General features: G+C 64.1%; 17 protein-coding genes. 8 read left to right on the plus strand and 9 right to left on the minus strand.

Features of this window, described 5'->3' with window-relative positions; all coding sequences use genetic code 11:
- Positions 1–18 precede the first annotated feature (18 nt).
- From gluQRS to thpR, 4 genes are all read right to left on the minus strand, one after another.
- Complete coding sequence (gene gluQRS, locus ABNP46_RS03775) at positions 19–939, minus strand: tRNA glutamyl-Q(34) synthetase GluQRS (protein ID WP_349921103.1); 921 nt, start codon at positions 937–939, stop codon at positions 19–21.
- Between the two features lie 113 nt (positions 940–1052).
- Positions 1053–1502 (minus strand): RNA polymerase-binding protein DksA, encoded by a 450-nt coding sequence (gene dksA, locus ABNP46_RS03780; RefSeq protein WP_349921104.1) that lies wholly within the window; start codon positions 1500–1502, stop codon positions 1053–1055.
- A 119-nt stretch (positions 1503–1621) separates the two neighbouring features.
- Positions 1622–2365 carry a DNA/RNA nuclease SfsA gene (gene sfsA / locus ABNP46_RS03785; protein ID WP_349921105.1) on the minus strand — a complete coding sequence of 248 codons (744 nt, stop codon included), beginning with the start codon at positions 2363–2365 and terminating at the stop codon, positions 1622–1624.
- Positions 2362–2907, minus strand: a complete 546-nt coding sequence (gene thpR / locus ABNP46_RS03790) for an RNA 2',3'-cyclic phosphodiesterase (RefSeq protein ID WP_349921106.1) — start codon at positions 2905–2907, stop codon at positions 2362–2364. The genes sfsA and thpR overlap by 4 nt, the downstream gene beginning before the upstream one ends.
- 201 nt (positions 2908–3108) lie before the next feature.
- On the opposite strand from thpR, the gene hrpB reads away from it, so the two are divergent.
- The 3 genes from hrpB to gloA2 all read left to right on the plus strand — a co-directional run bounded on the left by hrpB (position 3109) and on the right by gloA2 (position 8399).
- On the plus strand, positions 3109–5556 hold the full coding sequence (gene hrpB, locus ABNP46_RS03795; protein WP_349921107.1) for an ATP-dependent helicase HrpB: 2448 nt from the start codon (positions 3109–3111) through the stop codon (positions 5554–5556).
- 73 nt (positions 5557–5629) lie between these two features.
- Positions 5630–7957: a penicillin-binding protein 1B gene (mrcB, locus tag ABNP46_RS03800; RefSeq protein WP_349921108.1), complete on the plus strand. Its 2328-nt coding sequence runs from the start codon at positions 5630–5632 to the stop codon at positions 7955–7957.
- A gap of 40 nt (positions 7958–7997) precedes the next feature.
- On the plus strand, positions 7998–8399 hold the full coding sequence (gloA2, locus tag ABNP46_RS03805) for an SMU1112c/YaeR family gloxylase I-like metalloprotein (protein ID WP_349921109.1): 402 nt from the start codon (positions 7998–8000) through the stop codon (positions 8397–8399).
- An 89-nt stretch (positions 8400–8488) separates the two neighbouring features.
- On the opposite strand, the gene ABNP46_RS03810 is transcribed toward gloA2, so the two are convergent.
- Together ABNP46_RS03810 and ABNP46_RS03815 are read right to left on the minus strand one after the other, a co-directional pair.
- Entirely contained in the window at positions 8489–8809 is a 321-nt protein-coding gene (locus ABNP46_RS03810; RefSeq protein WP_349921110.1) for an SMR family transporter, read from the minus strand.
- Positions 8797–9198 (minus strand): DMT family transporter, encoded by a 402-nt coding sequence (locus tag ABNP46_RS03815; RefSeq protein ID WP_349921111.1) that lies wholly within the window; start codon positions 9196–9198, stop codon positions 8797–8799. The genes ABNP46_RS03810 and ABNP46_RS03815 overlap by 13 nt, the downstream gene beginning before the upstream one ends.
- A gap of 156 nt (positions 9199–9354) precedes the next feature.
- Here ABNP46_RS03815 and ABNP46_RS03820 point away from each other — a divergent pair, with 156 nt between their 5' ends.
- Positions 9355–10236, plus strand: a complete 882-nt coding sequence (locus ABNP46_RS03820) for a LysR family transcriptional regulator (protein WP_349921112.1) — start codon at positions 9355–9357, stop codon at positions 10234–10236.
- Positions 10237–10251: 15 nt separating this feature from the next.
- Here ABNP46_RS03820 and ABNP46_RS03825 read toward each other — a convergent pair whose 3' ends face one another.
- Complete coding sequence (locus ABNP46_RS03825; protein WP_349921113.1) at positions 10252–10761, minus strand: DUF2937 family protein; 510 nt, start codon at positions 10759–10761, stop codon at positions 10252–10254.
- Between the two features lie 204 nt (positions 10762–10965).
- Here ABNP46_RS03825 and ABNP46_RS03830 point away from each other — a divergent pair, with 204 nt between their 5' ends.
- The gene (locus ABNP46_RS03830) at positions 10966–11649 is read left to right on the plus strand and encodes a phosphatase PAP2 family protein (RefSeq protein ID WP_349921114.1); all 684 of its coding nucleotides are present in this window, start codon (positions 10966–10968) and stop codon (positions 11647–11649) included.
- 276 nt (positions 11650–11925) lie between these two features.
- Positions 11926–12846, plus strand: a complete 921-nt coding sequence (locus ABNP46_RS03835; protein WP_349921115.1) for a sulfite exporter TauE/SafE family protein — start codon at positions 11926–11928, stop codon at positions 12844–12846.
- Positions 12847–12864: 18 nt separating this feature from the next.
- On the opposite strand, the gene ABNP46_RS03840 is transcribed toward ABNP46_RS03835, so the two are convergent.
- Together ABNP46_RS03840 and hemL are read right to left on the minus strand one after the other, a co-directional pair.
- Positions 12865–13686 (minus strand): hypothetical protein, encoded by an 822-nt coding sequence (locus tag ABNP46_RS03840; RefSeq protein ID WP_349921116.1) that lies wholly within the window; start codon positions 13684–13686, stop codon positions 12865–12867.
- Positions 13687–13955: 269 nt separating this feature from the next.
- The gene (gene hemL, locus ABNP46_RS03845) at positions 13956–15242 is read right to left on the minus strand and encodes a glutamate-1-semialdehyde 2,1-aminomutase (RefSeq protein ID WP_349921117.1); all 1287 of its coding nucleotides are present in this window, start codon (positions 15240–15242) and stop codon (positions 13956–13958) included.
- Between the two features lie 221 nt (positions 15243–15463).
- On the opposite strand from hemL, the gene clcA reads away from it, so the two are divergent.
- Positions 15464–16858, plus strand: a complete 1395-nt coding sequence (gene clcA / locus ABNP46_RS03850; RefSeq protein ID WP_349921118.1) for a H(+)/Cl(-) exchange transporter ClcA — start codon at positions 15464–15466, stop codon at positions 16856–16858.
- Positions 16859–16944: 86 nt separating this feature from the next.
- Entirely contained in the window at positions 16945–17637 is a 693-nt protein-coding gene (locus ABNP46_RS03855; RefSeq protein ID WP_349921119.1) for a DUF6776 family protein, read from the plus strand.
- Positions 17638–17726 lie beyond the last annotated feature (89 nt).

Raw genomic sequence — 17726 nt, forward strand, 5'->3', positions numbered from 1 at the left:
ACCTGCTGGCCGACTGGGTCAGGTATCCGGCTTGTTGCCCCCAAACAGAATGGTCGGCTGATGGGGCACCCGTGCCAACTGCCAGTGGGCTATTCCCCAGGCAATCATCTGCGCAACGGTTCCCTCGGCCAGCTCGGGAGGCGGGTTTTGGCCGAGGAATGCGAGGGCCTGCCAGAGGGCGGGTCTCACCTCATCGAGCGCCAGGGCCGGGGCGTGATTCTGCTTGGAGAGCTTGTGGCCATCGGCCAGCACCGCCAGGGGTAGATGCACCCAGGCGGGCACCGGCGCCCCCAGCATCCGGTAGAGCGCAATCTGGCGCACCGTGGGCTCCAGCAGATCGGCGCCCCTGACGATCTCTGTGATGCCGCAGTCCATGTCATCCACCACCACCGCCAGGTTGTAGGCGTAGAGCCCGTCCCGGCGGCGGATGATAAAGTCCTCCTCCGCCAGGGCCGCCGGCACCGAGATCCGGCCCTGCAGCGCATCCTCGAAGTGATAGACGGGCTGGCGCTGGCGCAGGCGGGCGGCGCAGCCGGAAGCCGGTAAGCCCAGCTCCCGGCAATGGCCGCCATAGAAACCGCCGGCGGCCATGATCTCGCGCCGGGTACAGCGGCACCAGTAGAGGTGGCCGGCCCGATAGAGCCCCTCGATGATCTCGTCATAACGCCCATGGCGCAGGCTCTGATAGACAACCTCCCCATCCCACTCGAGGCCATGGGCCTCCAGTGTGCGGAGAATGAGGTCGCTCGCGCCGGCCATCTCCCGCGGCGGATCGATGTCCTCGATGCGCACCAGCCATTTTCCTTGCCGGGATCTCGCCTGCAGAAAGCTGCCAAGGGCCGCCACCAGGGATCCAAAGTGGAGCGGGCCTGACGGCGAGGGGGCGAAGCGGCCGATATAAGGGCGAGTCGGGGGCGTAGGGGGGGCAGTGGTGGGCATGATCATCGGGGAAAGCTGAATAATGAGACCGCATTCTGGGCCGCACCCGGCAAAATCACAATAAAAAAGGGAGCTCGCAAGCTCCCTTCTGTGATTCACCTTGATGGTCGGCCTCAGCCTGCCATCTGTTTTTCCTTGATCTCGGCCAGCGTCTTGCAGTCGACACAGAGGTCGGCGGTCGGACGGGCTTCCAGACGACGGATGCCAATCTCGATACCGCAATGCTCGCAGTATCCGAAGTCATCGTCTTCGAGCAGCAGCAAGGTCTTCTCGATCTTCTTGATCAGTTTGCGTTCACGGTCGCGGGTACGCAGCTCGAGCGCGAACTCTTCTTCCTGCGCGGCGCGATCGACGGGATCCGGGAAATTGGCAGCCTCATCCTTCATATGGTCAACGGTGCGGTCAACTTCCTGCATCAGTTGGTTACGCCAGGCTCCCAGGATCTTGCGGAAATGAACCTTCTGTTGGTCATTCATGTACTCCTCGCCAGCTTTCATCTGGTAAGGCTCGACACCCGCAATGGCCAGGGGGCCCAGAGATTTCCTGTTTTCGCCTGTTGGCATGCCCTGTCTCCTAATTCAGCACGCGACTCGTGCCATCCATAAATTGAGGGCGGTATCTATAGCAGAAGGGTAACCCGTAGGCAAACAAGCCATACCAATATTGTTACCCATTCCAGCATTTATTTGCAGCCCTCGGGTTGCAGGTGGTCAGATTCAAACGGGATAAAGTCTTGAGCCACCATGCCTCGCACCCCAACATGGGGGCGATAGCATAAAATTTCAACCCCCGCCGCCATTGCCTGTTCAATGAGCAGACTATAGTGCGGATCGATGTGCGTTGCCGGGCGCATCCGCGCAATCCCCGAATGCAACACCATGAATAACAACACGGCTCTGTGCCCCGCCGCCTTCATGGCCATCAGTTCACGCAGATGTTTGGCTCCCCGGGTCGTCACCGCATCGGGGAAGTAACCCATGCCGGTCTGCTCCCGTTCGTCCAGCAGGGTGACGGATTTCACCTCGATGTAGCAGCTGGGCCTGTCATCGTCCTCCAGCAACAGGTCGATGCGGCTGTTCTCTTCCCCGTATTTCACCTCGGTCCGCAGCCTGGCATAACCGGCAAGGGGGGCCAGCGCCCCCTGCTCGATCAACTCGCGGGCAATCTGGTTGGCGCGGGCGGTATTGACGCAGATGAAATGGCCCGCCGGACTCTCGGCAATCTCCCAGCTGTGAGCCAGCTTCCGCTTGGGATTGTCGGAGGTGGAGTACCAGACCCGGGTGCCCGGATCGGCGCAGCCGGTCATGGCGCCGGTGTTGGCGCAATGGATGGTGATGGTCTCGCCATCGTCCAGTTGCACATCGGTCAGGAAGCGTTTGTAGCGGCTGATGAGCTGCCCGCATTGCAGGGGGGGATCGAAAATCATGGGGTCAGCTCCTCGGGTTTTTGTTCCTTGATGCGAGCCCGCAGGGGCCAGCAGGCGATGGCTTCATAGCTGACCCCGTCCGGGGTGCTCACCGAGCGATAGAGGCAGAACCGCTCCGCCTGCAGCACGAAGACCGGCGCAGGCAGATCATTGGGGGCTTCCCCCGCCTTGCGCGACAGGGTGACATGGGGGCGATAGCCCTGTTCCCCGTTGCCGAGCCCCAGCTTCTCGCCGTGACGGCGCAGGGCCCGGGCCAGCACGTTCAGCTCGTTGGGCCACTCCCTCGGCCCTACCCAGGCGGCCTTGGCGCGGGCGAACCAGCCGGTCTGATCGAGCCGGACGGCAAAGGGCGGGCAGTGCTGCTGTCCGGCGGCGGCAATCAGGCGCTCCTGGGTCTGCTCGTCGGTTTCTCCGAGAAAGGCCAGGGTGAGGTGCAGGTTCGCCGCCGGGACCGGCAGACCGGGCCAGGGACGCTCTGCGCGCCAGGCGGCCAGCTCGGCAGCCAGCTCGGGCAGGGGCAGGGCGAAGAAGAGTTTGGACATGGGGGGAGTCGGTCCTCGTGATGCGCAGGTAGGAGCCCATTCTATGGCAGTGGACGGGGGAATGTCTTGCCGACGCCAGTCATCGCCATGCACGGGAGGGAGGGGAGAGGGATGGCTTCGACGCCATGCGCTTACAGCAGACCCCTTGCTATGGCAGAATGGACACCGTTTTTCATGTCGCCACAGAAGGTTGTCGCCGTTTTGTCCCAACTCCCCATCGTTTCGGTGCTCCCCGAGCTGTTTGATGCCATCGATAGCCATGCCAGCGTGATCCTGCAGGCGCCCCCCGGCGCGGGCAAGTCGACCCTGCTGCCCCTGGAGCTGGTACGCCAGCACCGGCTGCCCGGTCGGATCATCATGCTGGAGCCCCGCCGGCTGGCGGCACGGAACATCGCGAGCTTTCTGGCTCGCCAGCTGGGGGAGAAGGTGGGGGAGCGCATCGGCCTGCGGGTGCGGGGGGAGAGCCGTACCAGCGCCGCGACCCGGCTCGAGATAGTGACCGAAGGGGTGCTGACCCGGATGCTGCAGCAGGATCCGGAGCTCGCCGGGGTGTCGCTGGTCATCTTCGACGAGTTTCACGAGCGCAGCCTGCATGCGGATACCGCCCTGGCCTTCGCCATCGAGAGCCAGCAGGGACTGAGGGACGATCTCAAGCTGCTGATCATGTCCGCCACTCTGGATGGCATGGCGCTGGAAGCCTTGCTGCCGACAGCTCCCGTCATCCGCTCAGAGGGGCGCGGCTTTCCCATCGACTATCACTACCGCCCCGCCAACCGCCAGCAGTGGCTGGAGCCGCAGGTGGGCGTCGTAGTGCTTGAAGCGCTGGCTGCACATCCCGGCAGCGCCCTGGTGTTTCTGCCGGGGCAGGGGGAGATAGAGCGACTGGCGCAATGGCTGGAGGGGCGGCTGCCTGATGATGTGCGCCTCGCCCCCCTCTATGGCCGCCTCGACATCAAAGCCCAGCAGGCCGCCATCGAACCGGCACCGGCGGGCAGCCGCAAGCTGGTACTCACCACCAATGTGGCGGAGACCTCCCTCACCATTGAAGGGATATCGATTGTCATCGATAGCGGGCTGGAGCGGCGTGCCTCCTTCGATCTCAAGAGCGGGGTCACCCGGCTGGAGACCCGCCAGATCGCCAAGGCGTCCGCCACCCAGCGGGCGGGGCGGGCGGGCCGCTTAGGCCCGGGTATCTGCTACCGGCTCTGGAGTGCCGAGGTGCAGGAGCGCCTCGCCGAGCAGAGCCCGCCAGACATCCTGACCCAGGAGCTGACCGGCCTGCTGCTGGACGCCGCCCAGTGGGGGGCCAGGGTCGAGAGCCTGCCGCTGCTGGACCCGCCACCCGCGGCGGCGGTGGCCAGTGCCCAGCGACTGCTGGCCTCCCTCGGCGCGATGAAAGCGGATGGGGAGCAGCAGCTGACCCCGGCCGGCCGCGCCATGGCGGCCCTGGGGACCCATCCCCGGTTGGCGCGCATGTTGCTGCGGGCCCGTGAGCTCGAGGCCGAGGGTCTGACAGGGATTGTCGCCGATGCCGCTTTCCTGGTGGCGCTGCAGGAAGAGGATCTGCGAGGATCCGAGCGTCTGTCCGTGCTGTTCCAGCGCCGCCAGAGCGCCTTGCGCCAGGGCGCCGCCCGCTGGTTTGATCGCCTCGGCGTGCGCCCCTCCACCGCCAGGGGGGAGTGGCTCGGGCTGCTCTGCGCCCTCGCCTGGCCGGACAGGATCGGCAAACTGCGCAGCGGCAATCGCTATCAACTCAGTGGTGGGGTGAGCTGCGATCTGGTAGAAGGTCATCCCTGTCAGGGGCAAGCAGCGCTCGTCTCCATCGAGATGGGCCAGAACGAGCGTGGCAGCCGCATCTTCATCGCCGAACCCGTGGAGCTGGATGAGCTGGTGCGCCAGCTGCCTGAACTGGTCAGCGAACGCCAGTGGTTCGACTGGGATGAACGGGAGGAGCGGGTGCGGGCCGAGCGCCAGCAGGTACTCGGTGAACTGGTGCTGAGCCAGCGCCCCCTCACGGATCTGTCGGACGAGCAGAAGGGGCGCTGCCTGCTGCAGGGCATTCGTCGCAAGGGACTGCACGTGCTGCCCTGGGACGAGAGTAGTGAAGGGCTGCTGGCCCGGCTGCGCTGCGCCGCCGACTGGTTGCCGGAGGAGGGCTGGCCTGCCATGGATGAGAACAGCCTGCTGGCAACGCTGGAAACATGGTTGCTGCCGGCACTGAGCGGCATGACGAGGCTGGAGCAGCTCAAGCGTCTCAACCTGGCGGAGCTGCTGCGCCAGTCTCTGCCCTGGCCCCTGCCAAAGCGGCTGGACGAGGCGTTGCCGAGTCATTTCCAGGCCCCCACCGGCAGCCGGGTGCGCATCCGCTATGAGCCGGGTCAGGCACCGGTGATCCCGGTGCGGATCCAGGAGATGTTCGGTCAGGCCAGCACGCCCTGCGTGGCCGATGGCCGGGTGGCCCTGGTGGTGGAGCTGCTCTCCCCGGCCCAGCGGCCACTGCAGATCACCGCGGATCTCGCCGCCTTCTGGGCGGGCTCCTACGAGCAGGTGAAGAAAGAGATGAAAGGGCGCTACCCGCGTCACTACTGGCCGGACAATCCCCTCGAGGCGATGCCGACCAGAGTGACCAAGAAGAAGATGGGATTGTAGAGCCGATTGACCAGGCGCAATCGGACGTTCGCGAAGGCGACAACACAAGCAGGAAGGAAAGCAAAGAGGATTTATGGCAACCCAACGACGCAAGCGCGCGCCCAAGAAGGCCGCGCCCAACAACACCATCTGGCGCAAGCTGTTCTGGCTTGGCTTCAAACTCTCGCTGGTGGTGGGCGCCTTCATGGTGGTATTCGGTATCTATCTCGATACCAAGGTGCGCGAGCGCTTCGATGGCGAGAAGTGGCAGCTGCCGGTGATGGTTTACAGCCGTCCGCTGGAGCTCTACCCCAGCCAGCGTCTCTCCCAGGCCCAGATGCTGCGCGAGCTGAACATGCTGAGCTACAAGCAGGTGCGCCAGCCCCACACCCCGGGTGAGTATGCGGTCAATGGCAACAAGATCGACCTGATCCGCCGCCCGTTCGCCTTCCACGACGGCGCCGACGGTGCCCGCGGCCTGCGCCTGACCTTCAACGGTGCGCGGCTGGACGGGATCCTGGCGCTCGAAAACCAGCGCCAGCTCGGTTATGCCCAGATGGACCCGGTGCTGCTGGACCGGCTGAACACCGAGGATCGGGAGGATCGCCTGCTGGTGCGCATCGCCGAGGTGCCAGACAGCCTGCTGGTCACCCTGCTCACCACGGAAGACAGGGACTTCTATCAGCATGGCGGCGTCTCCCCCGTGGCCATCATGCGCGCCATGGCGGCCAATGTGCTGGCGGGGCGCACCGTGCAGGGGGGCAGTACCCTCACCCAGCAGCTCGCCAAGAACTTCTTCCTGACCCGTGAGCGCAGCCTGTGGCGCAAGGTGCAGGAAGCCTATATGGCGGTACTGATCGACTACCGCTACAGCAAGGACGAGATCCTGGAGGCCTATCTCAACGAGGTCTACCTCGGGCAGAACTTCTCCCAGGGGGTCTACGGCTTCGGGCTCGCCTCCTATTTCTACTTCGGCATCCCGGTCAACGAGCTGGACATCGATCAGGTGGCCCTGCTGGTGGGCATGGTTAAGGGCCCTTCCTATTACGATCCCTGGCGCTTCCCGGAGCGGGCCAAGGCCCGGCGGGATCTGGTGCTGAAATTGCTGATGGAACACGGCAGCCTGACCCAGCCCGAGTATGAGCTGGCCAGCAAGCAACCCCTTGGCATCATCACCCGTGGCCAGATGAGCTATGGCCGTACCCCGGCCTTCATGGGCCTGCTCAAGCGGGAGATCCAGAGCCGCTTCGGCCCGGATCTGCTCAAGCAGTCCGGCCTCAAGATCTTCACCAGCCTGGATCCCATCGCCCAGCACGCCGCCGAACAAGCGGTGGAGTCGGGGCTTGCCACCATCGAGAAGCAACGGGGCAAGAAGAAGCTGGAGGCGGCCATGGTGGTCTCCGACTGGCACAAGGGGGAAGTGGTCGCCATGGTGGGGGGACGGGATCCGCGCTACGCCGGTTTCAACCGCGCGCTGGATGCCCGTCGCCAGATCGGTTCCCTGGTGAAACCCGCCGTCTACCTGACCGGTCTCTCCAACGGCCTGACCCTGGGTACGCCGCTCAAGGATCAGCCGATCCGCATCCGCGGCCAGGATGGCCAGATCTGGACGCCCCAGAACTACGATCGCAAGTTCCGCCAGAGCGTGCCCATGATGGAGGCACTGGCGAGCTCACTCAACGTGCCGACCGTCAACCTCGGCATGCAGGTGGGGCTCGACAAGGTGGTGGATACCCTGCACAAGCTCGGGGTCACCCAGGAGATCCAGCCCTATCCGTCCCTGGTGCTGGGGGCCGTGGCGCTCTCTCCCATGGAGGTGAACCAGATGTACCTGCCCATCGCGAACCAGGGGCTGACCCAGCCGCTGTCGGCCATTCGCGCCGTGGTGAACGGCGATGGCAGCCAGCTCTATCAGCATGACGAGGCCGCCAAGCGGGTCACGGATCCCCAGGCGAGCTGGCTGACCCTGTTCGCCATGACCAAGACGGTGAGCCAGGGCACGGCCCGGGCCCTCGGGGCCAAGTTCCCCGGCGCCACCATGGCCGCCAAGACCGGGACCACCAACGAACTGCGGGACTCCTGGTTCACCGGGCTCGACAACAACGAACTGGTGAGCATCTGGGTGGGTCGTGACGACAACACCCCGGCCGGGCTGACCGGTGCCAGCGGTGCTCTGCAACTGTTCAGCGGCTACATGAGCCAGCGCGGGGTCAACAGCCTGAGCCTGAACATGCCGGAGGGGGTGAGCTGGGCCAGCTTCTCCCGCACCAGTGGTGCCCGGGTCACCAGCGACTGCCCCGGCAGCCTGCAGGTGCCGGCCAAGCTGGCAGGACTGGGGGAACCCATGAGCTGCGCCGCCCCGGTGGCGAACCCGAGCCCGACCAACGCCCTGGACAACTGGTTCAACGGTTTCTTCAACTAAGGAAACGGGCGGCCTGGCCGCCCGTTTTGATGGAGTCGGTATGACGATACCCCTGCTCGGCGGCATCCACCATGTGGCCATCATCGCCAGCGACTATGCGCGCTCGCGCCGCTTCTATCACGAGGTGCTGGGACTGCCCATCATCGCTGAGACCCTGCGCGAAGCCCGCCAATCCTGGAAGCTGGATCTGGCCCTGCCGGACGGCAGCCAGCTGGAGCTGTTCAGCTTCCCCGCGCCACCGTCGCGCGCCTCGAGGCCCGAGGCCTGCGGCCTGCGTCATCTGGCTTTTCGGGTGGCGGATCTGGAGCGGGTCATCGCCCATCTGCAGGGGCAGGGGATCGAGGTGGAGGCGGTACGGGTGGACGAGCTGACCGGTCGGCGCTTCACCTTCTTCGCCGACCCCGACGGCCTGCCGTTGGAGCTCTATGAGGCAGAGAGTTAGACTGCCTGCTGCAATCTGAGCGATCGTTTTGACTGTTTAAAAGCCGCCCGGCAAACCGGACGGCTTTTTTCATGAGCTTTTGGCGTGGATCATGCGGTGGTCAGCAGGGCTACCGCCACCGCCATCACCAGGATCCCGGCCCAGCCGATGGGTTTGAGCCGCTCCCCGAACAGCAAGAGGCCGCCAAGGGCGGTGCCGAGGATGCCGATGGCACCCCAGGTGGCGTAGGCGATGGCGAGATCTATCTTGCCGGTGCTCACCGCCTCGGAGAGCAGGGTGAAGGCGCAGAGCACCAGCAGGATGCCGAGAAAGCCCCAGCCCTTGTAGCGAAATCCCACCGAGCGGTTGATGGCCATGTTGGCGCCAATGTCCAGCAGGGCGGCGCCGAGCACGATGATCAACGGGTGCATGGGGCCTCCCCAATCTGACGCGGTGCGGGGGTTGAGGTCGGCTCATCATGGCTCTCACCCAGGGTCACCATAACAATCCCCACTATGGCCAGCGCGAGCCCGATCAGCTCCTGGGGGCTGATGCGGTAATCCAGGAACAACACGGAGACCAGGGTGATCAAGGCGATCCCCAGACCTTCCCAGAGGGCGAACGCGATACCAATGGAGATTGTTTTGGCGGCTTTGGCCAACATCAGGTAGGAGAGGGCGATGAGCGCCCACATGGGCAGGTAGTTGAGCCAACCCGCGCCATTGTCCGCGATGAGGGTCATGGAGGAGGTGCCTGCGACCTCGGTCAGAATGGCGCCGGTCAAAAACATCCGGGCCAATAACATGCGACTGATTGACATAAAACGTCCTTCTGTGACTTCGACCCGGCAAGGATAGCCGGGGCCTTGGCCCCGTCGGGAATCGCTCAGCGTCGATAAACCAAACGCTGCGAGTTTGCCTTGTGCGCAAGGGGCGGGCTAAGGTAAAGATCGGATACTCTGCACGCCAACACCTTCATGAAACTCAATCAGATAGAACTCTTTGTTGAATCAGCGGAAAGTGGTTCCATTGCCAATGCTGCCCGCCGCCTTGGCAAGAGTCGCAGCGCGGTCAGCACGGCCATTGCAGCACTGGAGCTGGAGCTTGGCGTCGAGCTTTTTGAACGTGGGGCGAATCGCAGTCGATTGACCGAGATCGGGGAGCTGGTGCTGGATGACTGCAAGCGACTGCTGCAGGCGGCCAACAGCCTGCAGCTCAAGTGCGAGCATCACGCCTCCGGCGCCGAGGTGGCGCTGCGGGTGGCGCGGGACGACGCCATCCCCGAATCGGTCTGGCGGGACATGCTGGGCACCCTGCGTCGCCAGTTCCCTGGCACCAGCATCTCCCTGGTGCTGGCCTCGCCCCCCGAACTGCCATCTCTGGTGGAGGAGGGGTTCGTGGATGCGGCTTTTGGCCTCATCACCGAGGAGCAGGAGCGCAGCGGTCTGTGCATCGATGTGCTCAGCCCCATCCGTACCCTGATGGTGGTGGCCCCGAGCCACCCCCTGTCCAGCCTGAAACGGGTGTTGCAGCAGGATCTCAGCGGCCACACCCAGGTGACCCTCTCCTACGTCGACGAGTTCTCGGTCAAGAGCCTGCTGCCCATCGGCGGCCAGCACATCGGCCTGTCCAGTTTCGAGCTGATGCGGGACGCCGTGCTGGATGGGCTGGGGTGGGCCGTGCTGCCCTCGCCGCTGATCCAGGGTCAGTTGCGGCAGGGCGATCTGTTGACCCTGAAGCACAAGTTCAGCCTGCAGTGGCGGGACTACGGGGTCTATCTGTCGGAAAGCGCCCACCACGGCAAGGTGCTGGCCTGGTTGAAGAAGGCGATCCAGGCCTATCTCGAACCCTTCGAGTAGGCCGGGAGAGGGGCGTCAGCGATAGCGGGGGGCAGGCTGGCGCGAGCGAAACGGCAGCAGGATGATGCCGAGCAGCAGATCCCCGAGCAGGGCGGCGATAAGGCCTACGGCGAGACCACAGCCGATGGCGGCCTGCTTGAGGGGCACCACATAGCTGTAGTTGTGCAGGGTATCCTGCCAGAGCTGAGGGTCCGGTTGCAGCAGCAGGTGGGAGAGCTGTCGCAGCCAGGGTTTATCCTTGATGGCGAGCTTCTGCTGCAGGTGGCGCTGCTGGCTCACCAGCAGCTTCAGGCTGTCGGCATCCTGGGTGAAGACCGGATCCTGACTGGCGCCGTAATGGGCGATCAGGGCCTGCAGATCCCCACCGAAGTGCTGATCCGCGGTGCCCTGGAAGGGGGTCAGGCTGAGGTTGGCCTGCTGCACCCGGGCATCCAGCCGCTGGAAGTAGAGATCGACCAGCCCCGGGATCTGAACCCCAGCCAATAATCCCAGTGCAAACAACATCATGCGAAGGTAGCTGCGCATCATCATCATCCTGAATGAAGGGATTCACATACTAGCCGCAAGCCGCTGGCGCGCCAAGCCGAGCACTGCCAGTTTGGGAGTCGACATGGGATCTGTGGAAAAAGATTCGGCAGAGTATCTTTCTGACATTAACTTTTACATTTTTGTGATTCAGATCTCGAATAATCTACTTTAAAATAAGGTTTTTCTGAAGGAAGGCTCGGCATGAGCAAGTTCATACCTTTCTATCTGGTCGGGGGGCTGATCGCCCTCAGTTGGGGCGCCCTGCCGGGCCACGGCCCCTGGGATCACTGGGATCTTGCCACCTTCCTGCGGGTCAATGGCTGGCTCGCCGACTCCGCTCGCTGGGCGGATCTGGTGGCCATCACCAACAACCGCCTGTTCGATCTGGTGGCTTTGGCCTGCATGGGGCTGATCCTGGCCATCTGCTTCTTCCGTGCACAGGGGCAGGAGCGCCGTCGGCTGGTGGCCATGGGGGTCGTCATGCTGCTGGGGGCCCTGGTGATCAACCAGTTTGGCCACCTGCTGCCGGTCAGTCGCCCGAGCCCCACCCTGATGGTGGAGGGGGCGCTGCGGGTGACCGAGCTGAGCGCCATCCCGACCAAGGACTCTTCAAGCGACAGCTTCCCCGGGGATCACGCCCTGTTCCTGATGATCTTCGCCGGTTTCGCCCTGCGCTACCTGCCGCGTTGGGCCGGTGTCATCGCCCTGTTGATGGTGCCCCTGTTCTCGGCTCCCCGCATCTTCGCCGGGGCTCACTGGCTGACGGATGTCTATGTCGGCGCCCTCTGCCTGGCCCTGCTCTGTCTGCCCCTCTTGCTGCTGACGCCCTTGTCGGATCGCCTGATCGCGCGCATCGCCCCCAGGCTGCCCGGCTGGCTGGGCTGACAGACCCGGCATCGGATGGCTGGCAATAAAAAAGAAGGCAGGGAAACCTGCCTTCTTTTGCTTATTTCCATCGGCGGCTGTGGTCGTCGCGAAATGACCATGACTACGGCCGATGACCCCGGGCTTGCGCCCTCATGGGCAAGTATGGGCAGCGCCGTTCGAGTTCGCATACTCACCCTGGGATCAATCCCGTCGACGGGGCCGGACTGGTGGACCCACGCCACATTGTCGGGGGCGGCGCGCCTTTGACATCGCCGCCTCTTTTGGAGAACGCCAATGCTAATCAATCTGTTGCGCCTGCTGTTCATCGGCTGCGCCCTGGTCTTCATCTTCATGCTGATCCACGCCTGGTGGCACAAGCGGCGCAGGGGGGAGCTCGAGTCCACGCCGTTCTGGCCGGTGGCGGGCATCGGTTTTGTCGCCAACTTCCTCGATACCCTGGGGGTGGGCAGCTTCGCGGTGAAGACCGCCTGCTACAAGCAGTTCAAGCTCATCGATGATCGTCTGCTGCCGGGCACCCTCAACGGTCAGTGCGTGCTGCCGACCGTGACCCAGTCCCTCATCTTCATCGGCGTGGTCAAGGTGGATCCCTTCACCCTCATCAGCATGATGGCGGCGGCCGCCGCGGGAGCCGCCTGGGGGGCGAGCCGGGTCGCCGGCTTCGATAGGCAGACCATCCGGCTGGTGATGGCGGTCTCCCTGCTGGTGGTGGCCGGGCTCATCTTCGCCGGCCTGCTGGGGCTCTTCCCCCTCGGTGGCGAGGCCATGGGGCTGAGCGGCTACAAGCTGGGGATAGCCCTGGCCGGCAACTTCCTCTTCGGGGTCTTGATGAACGTCGGCATCGGCCTGTTCGCCCCCTGCATGACCCTGGTCTACCTGCTGGGGATGAATCCCATGGCGGCCTTCCCCATCATGATGGGCTCCACCGCTGTGCTGAGCGTCTTCTCGGCGGGTACCTTCATCCGGCGGGGAGCCTTTGATGCCAAAGCCGTGCTGGCGGTGGCCATCTTCGGCCCTCTCGGCGTGGTGCTGGGGGCCCAGCTGGTGCAGTCCATGGACATGGAGATGCTCAAATGGCTGGTGGCCCTAGTGGTCATCTACACCTCCTGGACCATGTACGCCTCCTGGCGGGCGGGACGGCGCCAGCCCGCTAGCCAGTCACCGGCTCAGCGCGGGCTGAGCGAGGCTCCCCGCTAACCATCTTGCGGGGAGGGATCACCTCCCGCGTCGAAAGCCGGTGCGCCGCCGAGAAAGCCCGGCCCCCGGCTCGCCACCACTTGTCAGGGGGCGCTGGCTGGAGGCGACCAGGGCCGCCTCCGCCTTGGCGCCGAGAAACACGTAGAGCCCGAGCGCCAGCAGCAGTCCCACGGCGCAGGCCATCACCCCCACCGCCGGCCAGAGCAACTCGACCTGGCCGAGAGACCCCTTGAACAGCAACAGCAGCCCCTCGATGGAGACCGCGATCAGGATGGCGGCGATGAAGCGGGTGATGGTGCGGCGAATGGCGCTGTGGCGGAAGATGTCCTTATGAAGCAGTACCTCCTCCTCCAATATGGTCTTGCCGAGATCGAACACCGCCAATGCCAGGGTCAGGAAGATGATGGCGCTGAAGGCGCCGAGCCGGTTTGGCTGGGTGCCGCACAGCAGCAGGTAGAGCTGCTCCAGTCCGTGCCAGATCAGGGTAGCGACGATGAGAAACAGCGCAAGGCTCAGCACCACGTAGACGGCTCTGAACCAGGGGATGGCGCGGCGCCGCTCTCTGTCTCCCATCAGCCAGGCGATCAGCTGATGCAGGTTGATGCCAAGCTCACGGCCATGGCCCTGCACCACCAGTCTGAGCTGCCCCTGGGGGGCGGGGATCGGAGCCAGGATGGTGGCGTTTGCCTGGGGCAGGGGCGTGCTCTGCACGCTCTGCACGAAGGGATAGGCCTTGAGGGACTCCGGGGGGAGGTTGAGTAACCCCAGCAGCAGGGGGGCCAGCTCGGTTTCGTACTCCTGATAGCGCCGCAGCACATCGATGGGGCTCATCTCTGCCATACACACCTCGGTCAAGTGGGCTCCTGGGGGCGCGGTTCACCCGGGATGCCGTGAACCGCCTCCAGCAATCTGGTGCAAATAGTGGGCCTGCTTTATGACAGCCGTGGTGGCGCTGCTTGCACCAGTGCATGGCAAACCCGAAGGGGAGGAGGAGAGGCGTGCACCACAAGGGGGCATGCAATCAGGATCCTGTGCGGGCTAGCCGCACAGGCAAGAAGAAGGGCCCCGCAGGGCCCTTCTTTATTTGGACGGGTTTATATGGACCGGGATCAGCCCGCCAGCTTGGCGAAGCTGCGCTCGGCGGCGGCCAGGGTGTGGGCTATCTCCTTGTCACCGTGGGCCAGGGAGAGGAAGCCCGCCTCGTAGGCGCTCGGCGCCAGGTAGACACCCTCTTCCAGCATGAGGTGGTAGAAGCGCTTGAAGCGTTCCATGTCGCAGCGGGTCACCTGCTCATAGCGGGTGATTTCGGCTTCATCGGTGAAGAAGAAACCGAACATGCCACCCACCTGGGTGACGGCGAGCGGGATGCCGTGTTTGGCGGCGGCGGCCTTCAAGCCCTCCGCTATCTGGGCTGTCTTGGCGTCGAGCCGCGCATAGAGGCCGGGTTCTTGCAGCAGATCCAGCATGGCCAGACCCGCGGCCATGGCCACCGGGTTGCCGGACAGGGTGCCCGCCTGGTAGACGGGGCCGGTCGGGGCGATGTGCTGCATCACCTTCTTCTTGCCGCCGAAGGCGCCCACCGGCATGCCGGCCCCGATGATCTTGCCGAGGGTGGTGAGATCCGGGTCAATGTTGTAGTGGCCCTGGGCGCCGCCGAGGGCGACCCGAAAGCCCGTCATCACTTCGTCCAGGATCAGCAGGGCGCCGGCTTCGTCGCAGATGGCGCGCAGCCCTTCCAGGAAGCCAGGCATCGGCGGGATGCAGTTCATGTTGCCGGCCACCGGTTCGACGATGATGCAGGCGATGTCGCTGGCGTACTGGGCGAAGACGTCCCGCACCGAATCCAGATCGTTGAACACGCAGGTGAGGGTGTGTTTGGCAAAGTCCGCCGGTACGCCCGGGCTGTTCGGCTGACCCAGGGTGAGGGCGCCGGAGCCGGCCTTCACCAGCAGGGAGTCGGCGTGGCCGTGGTAGCAGCCCTCGAATTTGACGATCTTGTCGCGGCCGGTGTAGCCGCGGGCCAGGCGGATGGCGCTCATGGTCGCTTCGGTGCCCGAGTTCACCATCCGCACCTGCTCCATGGAGGGGACTAGCTGGCGCACCTTCTCCGCCATGCGCACCTCGATCTCGGTGGGGGCGCCGTAGCTCAGCCCCTTCTCCACCGCCTGGATGACGGCGGCCTTGATGGCCGGGTGGTTGTGACCCAGCAGCATGGGGCCCCAGGAGCCGATATAGTCCACATAGGCCTGACCATCCACATCATAGAGATAGGCACCGTCGGCACTCTCGATGAAGCGGGGCGTGCCACCAACCCCGTTGAAGGCGCGGACCGGGGAGTTGACGCCACCCGGAATGGTCTGGCGGGCCTGTTCAAACAGCTGATCTGATTTTGACATGGATCATCCTTAATGGGATTTTGGTGGTCGTACCGGGAAAGGTGGCCGAATGCGGCTCGGCAGCCTGCGGGTGGTGGAGTATGCTTTGCGCTCTCATTACCCGGGCCGCTGGCCTGCCCCGTGGCACATTAAACGGGCCGACTATAGCAGAAAGGCCCTGTGCTGGGCAGTCGAGCCGGGACCGGGTGTTGTCAAACCTTGCTGGATGAATATGGTTTCTCATGGCGCAACAAGCTCCCTCTTCTTCTGATAATCCGTTGCCTGGGCACAGACCCGTCTTTCAACGCCTTATTTTGCAGGACAAGATGCCGCTGCTGGTGCTGCTGTTGGCCGCCCTGGTGGGTCTCCTGGCGGGTCTGGTGTGCGGATTGTTTGAATCCGGCGTGCACTGGATGATCTCCTTGCGGGTCACCCTGCTGGCGGACAGGCCCTGGTGGCAACTCATCGGGCTGGGGTTCGGCTTCAGCGCCCTGCTCGGCATGGTCGGCTACTTTCTCACCCATGCCTTCGCTCCCGAGGCGGGGGGATCCGGCATTCCCGAGATCGAGGGAGCCATGGACGAGCTGCGGCCGGTGCGTTGGTGGCGGGTACTGCCGGTCAAATTCTTCGGTGGCATCTGTACCTTGAGCTCCGGCATGGTGCTGGGACGGGAGGGGCCCTCGGTACAGATCGGCGGCAACCTCGGCAAGATGGTGGCCGACATCTTCCGGCTGCCCAAGGAACATGGCCATGCCTTGCTGGCGGCGGGTGCCGCCGGGGGGCTGGCGGCGGCCTTCAATGCGCCGCTCGCGGGCATCCTATTCGTGATGGAGGAGATGCGCCCCCAGTTTCGCTACTCCTTCCTCGCCATCAAGGCGGTGGGGATCTCCGCCGTCATGGCGACCCTGATGCTGCAGAACATGAAGGGACAGGCACCGGTGATAAGCCTGCCCCATTACGACGCCCCGGCCCTGAAGGCGCTCTGGCTCTTCCTCTTCATGGGAGCCTGCTTCGGCGTGCTGGGTTTTGTCTTCAACAAGCTGGTGCTGGCCTGTCAGGACGGTTACCTCGCCTTGCACCAGAACAAGCGCCATCGCTTCGTCGCCATCGGCATGCTGGTGGCGGGCACCTTCGGCGTGCTGTCGCTGTTCGTGCCCTCGGTGACCGGTGGCGGCACCGAACTCATCCCGCACCTGATGGGGGATGAATATGCCATGGCCACCCTGTTCCTCATCTTCACGGTGCGCCTCATCGCAACGCTCATCTGCTTTTGCTCCGGCGCCCCCGGCGGTGTCTTCGCGCCCACCCTGGCCCTCGGCACCCTGTTCGGGGTGGTGTTCGGCCATATCTTCCACGCGGCTTTCCCGGACCTTGGCATTGAACCCGGCGCCTTTGCCATCGCCGGCATGGGGGCCCTGTTTGCCGCCACCGTGCGCGCCCCCATCACCGGCATCGTGCTGGTGACCGAGATGACCGACAACTATCAGCTGATCCTGCCCATGATGATCACCACCATAGGCGCCACCCTGGTGGCTCAGTGGTTGGGAGGGCGGCCCATCTATTCCCAGATCCTGGAGCGAACTTTACGGCTGGCTGCGCGTCAAAAGCGGGGTGAGAGTAGTGTGACTGTTGGTTAACCCCTTGTTTGTTCACATCAATCAATTGATGTCGCATATAGTGAAGGGAAGAGGCCGCAGTGTGGCGCAATAATGGAAGAGGCCCTATGTCCCAAATCGTGAAGTTATTGGTGGTGCTGCTGGTGGGGGGGCTCATCGGGTATGTGATCGGCAATCGGCAGGAGTTGGCCCAGAGCAGCCTCTTGACGGTGCAGCAGGAGACCCTGGCGCGCCAGAGCAAGGCCATCGGTCAACTCAAGACGGATCTGGGGATCAAGGATACCCTGCTGGCGACCCAGAAGGCGGCCTTCGAGCAGTTGCAGCAGACTCTCAAGGATCAGGAGGCAGAGGTTCAGGAGCAGAAGCGCCAGCTCGCCTTCTTCGAGCGGATCATGAGACCCACCGGCGATCAGATGGGGGTGGTCATCGACAACCTCAGTCTGCAGGAGACCAGCGTGCCGGGTCGTTACCATTACCGTCTGGCCCTGACGCAGCCGGCCAAGAAGCGGGAACTGTTTCGCGGGCAGGTTCAGATCCGGGTGGAGGGGAGCCTAGCAGACAAACCCAAGACCCTCAGCAGCCGGGATCTTGGCATGAAGACGGGGGAAGGGCGCTACGCCTTGCGCTACTTCCAGTTGCTGGAGGGCAACTGGCAATTGCCCGAGGGCTTCATTCCGGATCGGGTGCGGATCACCATCGCCAAGGCCGGACGTCAGCCCGCCCAGGAACTGCTGGCCGAGTGGAGCGATGTGCTCAAACCTCTGGTTGTCCAGCCAACGCCCTTGCCGGCGGCCCAGTAACAACAAGAAGAGTGGTGAATACTTGAACTGAATGGTCGGGTATTGGATAATTCCGCCGTTCCATGTAAGTGGATTTAACGGTTGTGAGG

It is taken from the genome of Aeromonas veronii (genome assembly GCF_040215105.1).
Classification (GTDB): Bacteria; Pseudomonadota; Gammaproteobacteria; order Enterobacterales; family Aeromonadaceae; genus Aeromonas; species Aeromonas veronii_G.

What these genes read in the sequence shown, in the direction of transcription:
- gluQRS (WP_349921103.1), bottom strand. Translation starts at nt 939, where the DNA reads ATGCCCACCACTGCCCCCCCTACGCCCCCGACTCGCCCTTATATCGGC.
- dksA (WP_349921104.1), bottom strand. Translation starts at nt 1,502, where the DNA reads ATGCCAACAGGCGAAAACAGGAAATCTCTGGGCCCCCTGGCCATTGCG.
- sfsA (WP_349921105.1), bottom strand. Translation starts at nt 2,365, where the DNA reads ATGATTTTCGATCCCCCCCTGCAATGCGGGCAGCTCATCAGCCGCTAC.
- thpR (WP_349921106.1), bottom strand. Translation starts at nt 2,907, where the DNA reads ATGTCCAAACTCTTCTTCGCCCTGCCCCTGCCCGAGCTGGCTGCCGAG.
- mrcB (WP_349921108.1), top strand. Translation starts at nt 5,630, where the DNA reads ATGGCAACCCAACGACGCAAGCGCGCGCCCAAGAAGGCCGCGCCCAAC.
- gloA2 (WP_349921109.1), top strand. Translation starts at nt 7,998, where the DNA reads ATGACGATACCCCTGCTCGGCGGCATCCACCATGTGGCCATCATCGCC.
- ABNP46_RS03810 (WP_349921110.1), bottom strand. Translation starts at nt 8,809, where the DNA reads ATGCACCCGTTGATCATCGTGCTCGGCGCCGCCCTGCTGGACATTGGC.
- ABNP46_RS03815 (WP_349921111.1), bottom strand. Translation starts at nt 9,198, where the DNA reads ATGTCAATCAGTCGCATGTTATTGGCCCGGATGTTTTTGACCGGCGCC.
- ABNP46_RS03820 (WP_349921112.1), top strand. Translation starts at nt 9,355, where the DNA reads ATGAAACTCAATCAGATAGAACTCTTTGTTGAATCAGCGGAAAGTGGT.
- ABNP46_RS03825 (WP_349921113.1), bottom strand. Translation starts at nt 10,761, where the DNA reads ATGCGCAGCTACCTTCGCATGATGTTGTTTGCACTGGGATTATTGGCT.
- ABNP46_RS03830 (WP_349921114.1), top strand. Translation starts at nt 10,966, where the DNA reads ATGAGCAAGTTCATACCTTTCTATCTGGTCGGGGGGCTGATCGCCCTC.
- ABNP46_RS03835 (WP_349921115.1), top strand. Translation starts at nt 11,926, where the DNA reads ATGCTAATCAATCTGTTGCGCCTGCTGTTCATCGGCTGCGCCCTGGTC.
- ABNP46_RS03840 (WP_349921116.1), bottom strand. Translation starts at nt 13,686, where the DNA reads ATGGCAGAGATGAGCCCCATCGATGTGCTGCGGCGCTATCAGGAGTAC.
- hemL (WP_349921117.1), bottom strand. Translation starts at nt 15,242, where the DNA reads ATGTCAAAATCAGATCAGCTGTTTGAACAGGCCCGCCAGACCATTCCG.
- clcA (WP_349921118.1), top strand. Translation starts at nt 15,464, where the DNA reads ATGGCGCAACAAGCTCCCTCTTCTTCTGATAATCCGTTGCCTGGGCAC.
- ABNP46_RS03855 (WP_349921119.1), top strand. Translation starts at nt 16,945, where the DNA reads ATGTCCCAAATCGTGAAGTTATTGGTGGTGCTGCTGGTGGGGGGGCTC.